The organism is Allobosea sp. 67-29 (genome assembly GCF_001898115.1).
In the GTDB taxonomy this organism is placed as follows: Bacteria; Pseudomonadota; Alphaproteobacteria; order Rhizobiales; family Beijerinckiaceae; genus Allobosea.
This window is the reverse complement of record NZ_MKSQ01000019.1, coordinates 144,111-151,303: the sequence shown is the minus strand read 5'-3', so window position 1 is coordinate 151,303 and position 7,193 is coordinate 144,111. Positions and strand designations below refer to the sequence as shown.

The window sequence follows — 7,193 nt, the reverse complement described above, 5'->3', positions numbered from 1 at the left end:
GTCAACGTGACCAATCGTTCCAATGTTGCAGTGCGGCTTCGTCCGCGAAAACTTCTCTTTGGCCATGACACCCTTGTCCTCGAAGGCGGCCCTCCGGGGCCTTGAAACCGGGTCGCATTAGGGGTTTTTGCGCGGCGATGCAAGAATGCTCGCGCCGAGCGGGCGCGAGGCGGCAACCGGAGGCGCCACCCTTCCCCATTCCGGCGTGGCCAGCCTTGCGAAAGGAGCCCGCGCGGCTAAGCTCGGGCGATCGCAGGGAGCGGCGAAATGCGTCCGGGAATCGCAACCCTGATCTGCTGCGGCCTCGTGTCGATGGCGTGGCCGGGTCTGTCGGCGCGCGCACAGGAATTGGCGCGGGCGCCCGAGCTCATCCCCGGCTGGACCCTGCTGGTCAGCCCCTATGGCTGGGCGGCCTCGCTGCGGGGCAAGGGCTCGCTCGCTGGCGTCTCGACCCATATCGACGTGCCGTTCTCGGAGATCCTGGACCATCTCGACATCGCCGTGATGGGCAATGTCGAGGCGACGAACGGGCGCTTCGGCTTCTATCTGGACGGGCAATACGTCGAGACCAGCCAGACGGAGCAGCTGTACCGGCATCGGATCGCGGTCGGCATCACGACGACGCGGCTGTCGGCCGGAGTCTTCTTCAAGCTGCACGAGATCGCGCTCGAGGGCACCACGGTGTTCGGACGGCCGCGAACGATCTCCTTCGAGCCGACGGCCGGCGTGCGCTGGACCAAGCTCGCCGGCGACATCGGCGTCCTCGGCATCGGCTTCGGCAAGAGCTCCGACTGGTATGACCCCTTCATCGGGCTGCGGATCAATGCTGATCTGACCGATCGCTGGAACCTGTTCGCCGAGGCCGATGCAGGCGGGACCGGTCCGTCGCAGTACAGCCTCCAGGGCCAGGTTTACCTGGGGTACCGGACTCTGCTGTTCGGACACGAGACGGTGCTCAGGGCGGGCTACCGGGCGATCTACCAGAACTATCAGGCCGAGGATTTCACCCGCCGGGGCCGGTTTCGCTGGGACGTGACCCAGCACGGCCCGGCCTTCGGCCTTACCATGCGCTTCTAGTCGCAGGCTTCAGGAGAACGATGAATGGTTCGCGGAAGGCATCGGACCGGGAAGCGCCTGGCAGCGCTCCTGATGGCAGCGACCCTGCTCGGCCAATCGGCCGTGGAAGCCTGTACGCGCTTCGTCTATCTCGGCGCCAACGGACAGGTCGTCACGGCGCGCTCGATGGACTGGAAGAGTGACGTCGCCACCAATCTCTGGATCATGCCGCGCGGCGTGGAGCGCAGCGGCGAGGCCGGCCCGAACTCGATCCGCTGGACGGCAAAATACGGCAGCGTCATCGCCTCAGGCTACGATATCTCGACGACCGATGGCCTCAACGAGGCCGGGCTGTCGGCAAACCTGCTGTGGCTGGTCGAATCGGAATATCCGGCATTCGACGGGCGCTCGAAGCCGGGCCTGACCATCGCCGCCTGGGCGCAATATGCGCTCGACAATTTCGCGACGGTCGCGGAAGCGGTCGAAGCGCTGCGCCAGGAGCCCTTCACCATCGTCACCGACGCCGTTCCGGGCGAGACGCGGCTGGCGACGCTGCACCTCTCCCTCTCCGATGCCACCGGCGACAGCGCCATCGTCGAGTATATCGGCGGCAAGCAGGTCATACACCACGACCGCAAGTACCAGGTGATGACCAACTCGCCGGTCTTCGATAAGCAACTCGCCCTGAACGAGTACTGGAAGCAGATCGGCGGCACGGTGATGCTGCCCGGCACCAATCGCGCCTCCGACCGCTTCGCCCGCGCTTCGTTCTACGTCAACGCGATCCCCAAGTTCGACGACCCGAACCGGGCTGTCGCCAGCGTCTTCAGCGTGATCCGCAACGTCTCCGTGCCGTTTGGCCTGAACACGCCGGAAGAGCCGAATATTTCCTCGACGCGCTGGCGCACCGTGGCCGATCACGGCCGCAAGCTCTATTTCTTCGAATCGGCGCTGACACCCAATACCTTCTGGGTCGACCTCAAGAAGATCGACTTCGCCAAGGCGGCCGGCACGCGCAAGCTCGAGCTCGGTCCCGACCAGGACCACACCTACGCCGGCGATGCGACGGAGCGCTTCGTGCCGGCGAAACCCTTCGACTTCCTCGGCCTGAAGAGCTGATCGGCCCGGCCCGCGCTACTGGAACACACGCCGGTAGCGCGCCACGGCCTCCGCTTCGCCCGAGACCTTCTCCGGATTGTCGGAGAGCTTGACCGCCGGCCGGCCGTTGGCCCTCGTCACCTTGCAGACCAGCGACATCGGGTCGAGCTCGCGCGAGCCATCGGGCGAGCAGCCGACGAGGTCGTTGGTCAGGTCGGTGCCCCAGCCGAAGGCCATGCGCACCTTGCCGTCGAAATGATGGTAGACGCGCTCGATCGCATCGACATCGAGCCCGTCCGAGAAGACGAGCAGCTTCTCGCGCGGGTCGCGTCCGCGCTCCCGCCACCACCGGATGATCGTCTCTCCGGCCGGGATCGGCGGCGCGCTGTCCGGCCTGAACCCGGTCCAGTCGGCCACCCAGTCCGGCGCATGGCGCAGGAAGCTCTGCGTCCCGAAGGCGTCGGGCAACGCGATCAGGAGGTTGCCGCCATAGACCTGGCGCCATTCGTCGAGCACCCGGTACGGCGCCCGCAGCAGCTCCTCGTCGGAATCGGCCAGCGCCGCCAGCACCATCGGCAATTCATGGGCGTTGGTACCGATCGCCTCGAGATCCGTATCCATCGCCAGCAGCACGTTCGAGGTGCCGGTGAAGGCGGGTCCCAGCCCCTCCTTCAGGGCGAGCACGCACCAGCGCTGCCAGAGATGGCCGTGGCGCCTGCGGGTGCCGAAATCGGAGAGCTTGAGGTTGGGCAGCTTCTGCAGCCGTTCGACCTTGTCCCACATCTTGGCCTTGGCGCGCGCGTAGAGCACGTCGAGCGAGAAGCGCCTCTGGCCGAGCATGACGCGGCGCGCCCTGAGCTCGTTGATGATGGCAAGCGCCGGCACCTCCCACATGGTGGTGTGGGTCCAGGGGCCGTCGAAATGCAGCTCGTATTGGCCGTCGACCTTGCGCAGATCGTAGTCGGGAAGCTGGAAATCGGCGAGCCAGGCCATGAAATCCGGCGAGAACATCTGCGTCTTGCCGTAGAAGCTGTTGCCCGAAAGCCAGATCAGCTCCTTCTTGGTGAAGCGCAGCGAGCGGGCATGGTCGAGCTGCGCGCGCAGCTCGGCTTCGTCGACGATATCGGCAAGGCGGATGTGCCTGGACCGGTTGATCAGCGAGAAGGTGACGCGGACTTCCGGGTGGAAGGCCCGGATCATCTGCAGCATCAGGAGCTTGTAGAAATCCGTGTCGAGCAGGCTGCGGATGATCGGGTCGAGCCGCCAGCCATGATTGTAGGTCCGCGTCGCGATGTCGGTGTAGATCATATCGGCATCAGATCCGGGGCTGTCCGGCAACGGGACGGCGGGTTGCGGCGCGCGGGCGCCGGGCGATGAGCCGCATCAGAACAATGCCTTGGCCCAGGGCGCAAGCGCCGGCCACGCAGCCATGCCCAGCGAGAGGACCATGAGCGCCGCCAGCAGCACCCCGAGCAGCGGCAGGACGGCACGGAAGACGGCGCTCGCCGGAACCCCCATGATGCCGCTGACCACATAGACCAGGATACCGAGCGGCGGTGTCAGCCCGTGGATCATCAGGTTGACCACCAGCACGACGCCGAACTGGATCGGATCGAGCCCTGCCGCCGCCGCGACCGGGAGCAGCAACGGCGCCAGCAGCAGGATCGCGGCGCCGATATCGAGAAAGAGCCCGGCTATGAGCAGCACCAGGTTGGCGAGCAGCGTCACCGCCAGGGGCCCCGCTCCAAAGGCCGTCACCAGCTCCGCCATCTGTGCGGAGACCTGGTCGACCGCGAGCAGGAAGGCGAAGGGTGCCGAGGCGCCGATGAGCAGGCCGATGGCCGCGGATTCGCCCGCCGCCTTGCGCAAGGCCGCCGCCACTCCGCGCACGCCGAGACTGCGCAGAGCAAGGCAGGCGGCGATGGCATAGGCAACGGCAAGGGCAGAGGCTTCGGTGACCGTGACGACCCCGAAGCGGATGCCGACCACGATCACGACGCCGAGCCCTATCGCGGGAAGAGCGCCGATCAGCGCCCTGCCCCGCTCCGCCGCGCTGGCCTTGGGCGCCGCATCGACGACGCCGCGCACGCTGAGATGGATGCCGATCGCGAGCGCCAGCGTCAGCACCGCGCCCGCCACGAAGCCGCCGACCAAGAGCGAGCCGACGGAGAGGTTGGTCGCGCTCGCCAGGATCAGGAAGGCGATCGAGGGTGGGATGATGTTGTCGAGGATCGAGACGCCGGCGACGATCGCCGCCGCGTTGGCCGGTGGGTAGCCGCGCGCCACCAGCGTCGGCGCCATGACCTTCGCTCCGAAGGCGGCGTTGGCGATGGAGGATCCAGAAGCCCCCGAGAACAGCGCACTGGAGACCAGCGCGGTCTGTGCCAGCCCGGCGCGCCAGTGGCCGACCAGCGTCGCCGCGAAGCGGATCAGGCGCTCAGCCAATCCTCCCGCGGTCAGCATTTCGCCGGCCAGCAGGAAGAAGGGGATCGCCAGCAGCAGGAACTTGCCGACGCCGCCGACGGCCGTCTGGACGATGGCCGGCTCCGGCATCAGCCCGCCGAGCGGCGCCGTGATCGAGACGCCCGCCAGCAACGCCGCCGGCAGCGGCGCGCCGAGCAGGAGCCCGGCGCCGGCGAACAGCGTCGCGACAAGGCTGGGTGTCACGGTGACGTCGCAGTGCAGCCGCGTCAGCGCGTAGAGGCCGAGCCCCAGCGCCAGGGCGCCCAGCGCATCGGCCAGCGTCCGTTCGCGCCGGATGTGCAGGAAAAGCAGCAGCGCCGTCAGCCCGCCGGCGCCGGCAAAGCCGGCGAAACGCAGCCACTCCGGCAGGCCGAGCACCGTCGAGGACCCGCCGACCAGCATCGCCACGCTCGCCCCGCCCATCGCCAGAACGAAGGCTCCCTGAAACGCGATCGCCTCCGCCAGCAGGCCGGCGACCCGCCGGCCACCGGCCGGCAGCAGCTTCACGACCACGTCCAGCCGCATCGCGAGCGGGCCCGTCACCGCCAGCGGCGCGCCGACCGCGACCAGCGCGAGGAACAGCCAGGTTGCGAGCTCGTCGGACCAGACGAAGCCGCCGCCGAGGAGGTAGCGCCGCAGGACGGCGACCATCACGACGCCGAACAGGGCTGCGAGGATCGACGCTCCGGCGATCTCGAGGGCGGCGCGCAGCCGCGCCTCGGCGCGGTCGAGAGCTCCCGTCGTCTCCACCCGCCGTCGCATGCCCTCGCTCGTCCCCGCTTCTGTCCGACGCCGTCTCTCACTGGAGAGCGGACGGCGGGTCCGTCAAGCGGATGCCGCGCCGGATCGCCCCTCGGCTTCGCACAAGCCGGAACGAGGCGGCCTGCTTCGCCATTGCGGGACAGCCCCCTCTCAAGCTATTTCGCGGGTTCGATCGGGATTTGATTGCACATGGCGTCCGAAACGACATCGCCTGCGGCCGGCTTCGGCGCCAGCCCCTCGGCCCCTTACGACCTGGCCATCATCGGCGGCGGCATCAACGGCTGCGGCATCGCCCGCGACGCGGCCGGGCGCGGCGCCTCCGTCGTGCTGTTCGAGAAGGACGACCTCGCCAGCGCCACCTCCTCGCGCTCGACGAAGCTGATCCATGGCGGCCTGCGCTACCTCGAATATTACGAGTTCCGGCTGGTGCGCGAGGCGCTGATGGAACGCGAGCGGCTCTGGGCCATCGCGCCGCACATCATCCGGCCGCTCCGCTTCGTCCTGCCGCATCACAAGGGCCTTCGCCCGGCCTGGCTGCTCCGGCTCGGCCTGTTCCTTTACGACCACATCGGCGGCCGCAAGCTCCTGCCCGCGACCCGCACGCTCGACCTCGCCCATGATCCCGCCGGCCGGCCGCTCAAGGACGATCGGGCCAAGGCCTTCGAATACTCGGACTGCTGGGTCGAGGACGCCCGTCTCGTCGTGCTCAATGCCATGGATGCCGCGGTGCGCGGCGCCGCGATCCACACCCGCACACGCGTCGCAGCTGCGACTCGCGAGAACGGTCTCTGGCACCTGACGGCCGAAGGGCCGCAGGGACGCTCCGACGTCTGGGCGAAGGCGCTCGTCAACGCCGCCGGCCCCTGGGTCGGAGAGGTGCTGAACGGCGTCGTCCACACCAACGCCAGGGCCGGCGTCCGCATGGTGCAGGGCAGCCATATCGTCGTGCCCCGGCTCTATGAGCACGATCGCTGCTATATCTTCCAGAACGCCGACGGCCGGATCATCTTCGCCATCCCCTACGAGCAGGACTTCACCCTGATCGGCACGACCGATCGCGACTATCGCGGCGATCCGGCCGATGTCGCCGCCACCCCGGAGGAGATCGCCTATCTCTGCGCTGCGGCAAGCGAGTATTTCAGCAAGCCGGTGACGCCGGATTCCGTGGTCTGGACCTATTCCGGCGTGCGCCCGCTCTACGACGACGGCGCCTCGAAGGCGCAGGAAGCGACGCGCGACTATGTGCTGACCCTCGATGCGCCGGAGGGTTCGGCGCCGTTGCTCTCGGTCTTCGGCGGCAAGATCACGACCTATCGCCGCCTCGCGGAATCGGCGCTCGAAAAGCTGGCTCCACACGCTCCCTGGGCGGCTCGTGCGGCCTGGACGACGAGCGGCGCGCTGCCCGGCGGCGATTTTCCGGTGCGCGGCTTCGATGCCCTCGTCGACGAGCTCGCAACCACCCATCCATGGCTCGAGCGCCGCACCGCAACCCGGCTCGCCCGCAGCTACGGTACCCGCGCACGCGACATCCTGGCTGGCGCGAAGAGCATCGCCGATCTCGGCCGCCATTTCGGCGCCGATCTCTACGAGCGCGAGGTCCGTTACCTGATGCGGGCGGAATGGGCGCGCCGCGCGGAGGATGTGCTCTGGCGGCGCAGCAAGCTCGGCCTGCGCTTGTCACCCCGGGAGCGGGAGACCCTCGACAGCTTCATCCTCGACCAGGCCGCGCTGGCTGCCTGAGCCTTTTCCTGCCTTGTCAAAGGGTTGCGCGGCAAAGCGGAATCAATTCCGCAAGCCGTCTTCCAAGCCGGGAT

General features: G+C 68.2%; 5 protein-coding genes. 3 read left to right on the top strand and 2 right to left on the bottom strand.

The window, feature by feature from the left end; genetic code table 11:
* Nucleotides 1–267 precede the first annotated feature (267 nt).
* Together BGO20_RS15480 and BGO20_RS15475 are read left to right on the top strand one after the other, a co-directional pair.
* Entirely contained in the window at nt 268–1,077 is an 810-nt protein-coding gene (locus tag BGO20_RS15480; protein ID WP_291664369.1) for a hypothetical protein, read from the top strand.
* A 72-nt stretch (nt 1,078–1,149) separates the two neighbouring features.
* Complete coding sequence (locus tag BGO20_RS15475) at nt 1,150–2,175, top strand: linear amide C-N hydrolase (RefSeq protein WP_291664370.1); 1,026 nt, start codon at nt 1,150–1,152, stop codon at nt 2,173–2,175.
* A 15-nt stretch (nt 2,176–2,190) separates the two neighbouring features.
* Here the strand turns inward: BGO20_RS15475 and pncB are convergent, their stop codons facing one another.
* On the bottom strand, nt 2,191–3,462 hold the full coding sequence (gene pncB, locus BGO20_RS15470) for a nicotinate phosphoribosyltransferase (protein ID WP_291664371.1): 1,272 nt from the start codon (nt 3,460–3,462) through the stop codon (nt 2,191–2,193).
* 75 nt (nt 3,463–3,537) lie between these two features.
* Nucleotides 3,538–5,379, bottom strand: a complete 1,842-nt coding sequence (locus tag BGO20_RS15465) for a TRAP transporter large permease (RefSeq protein WP_291664372.1) — start codon at nt 5,377–5,379, stop codon at nt 3,538–3,540.
* Nucleotides 5,380–5,568: 189 nt separating this feature from the next.
* Here BGO20_RS15465 and glpD point away from each other — a divergent pair, with 189 nt between their 5' ends.
* Complete coding sequence (glpD, locus tag BGO20_RS15460; RefSeq protein WP_291664373.1) at nt 5,569–7,119, top strand: glycerol-3-phosphate dehydrogenase; 1,551 nt, start codon at nt 5,569–5,571, stop codon at nt 7,117–7,119.
* Nucleotides 7,120–7,193: the final 74 nt, after the last annotated feature.

Bases quoted from the DNA above. Each gene is read 5' to 3' on its own strand.
- BGO20_RS15480 (WP_291664369.1), top strand. From the start codon at position 268: ATGCGTCCGGGAATCGCAACCCTGATCTGCTGCGGCCTCGTGTCGATG.
- BGO20_RS15475 (WP_291664370.1), top strand. From the start codon at position 1,150: ATGGCAGCGACCCTGCTCGGCCAATCGGCCGTGGAAGCCTGTACGCGC.
- pncB (WP_291664371.1), bottom strand. From the start codon at position 3,462: ATGATCTACACCGACATCGCGACGCGGACCTACAATCATGGCTGGCGG.
- BGO20_RS15465 (WP_291664372.1), bottom strand. From the start codon at position 5,379: ATGCGACGGCGGGTGGAGACGACGGGAGCTCTCGACCGCGCCGAGGCG.
- glpD (WP_291664373.1), top strand. From the start codon at position 5,569: ATGGCGTCCGAAACGACATCGCCTGCGGCCGGCTTCGGCGCCAGCCCC.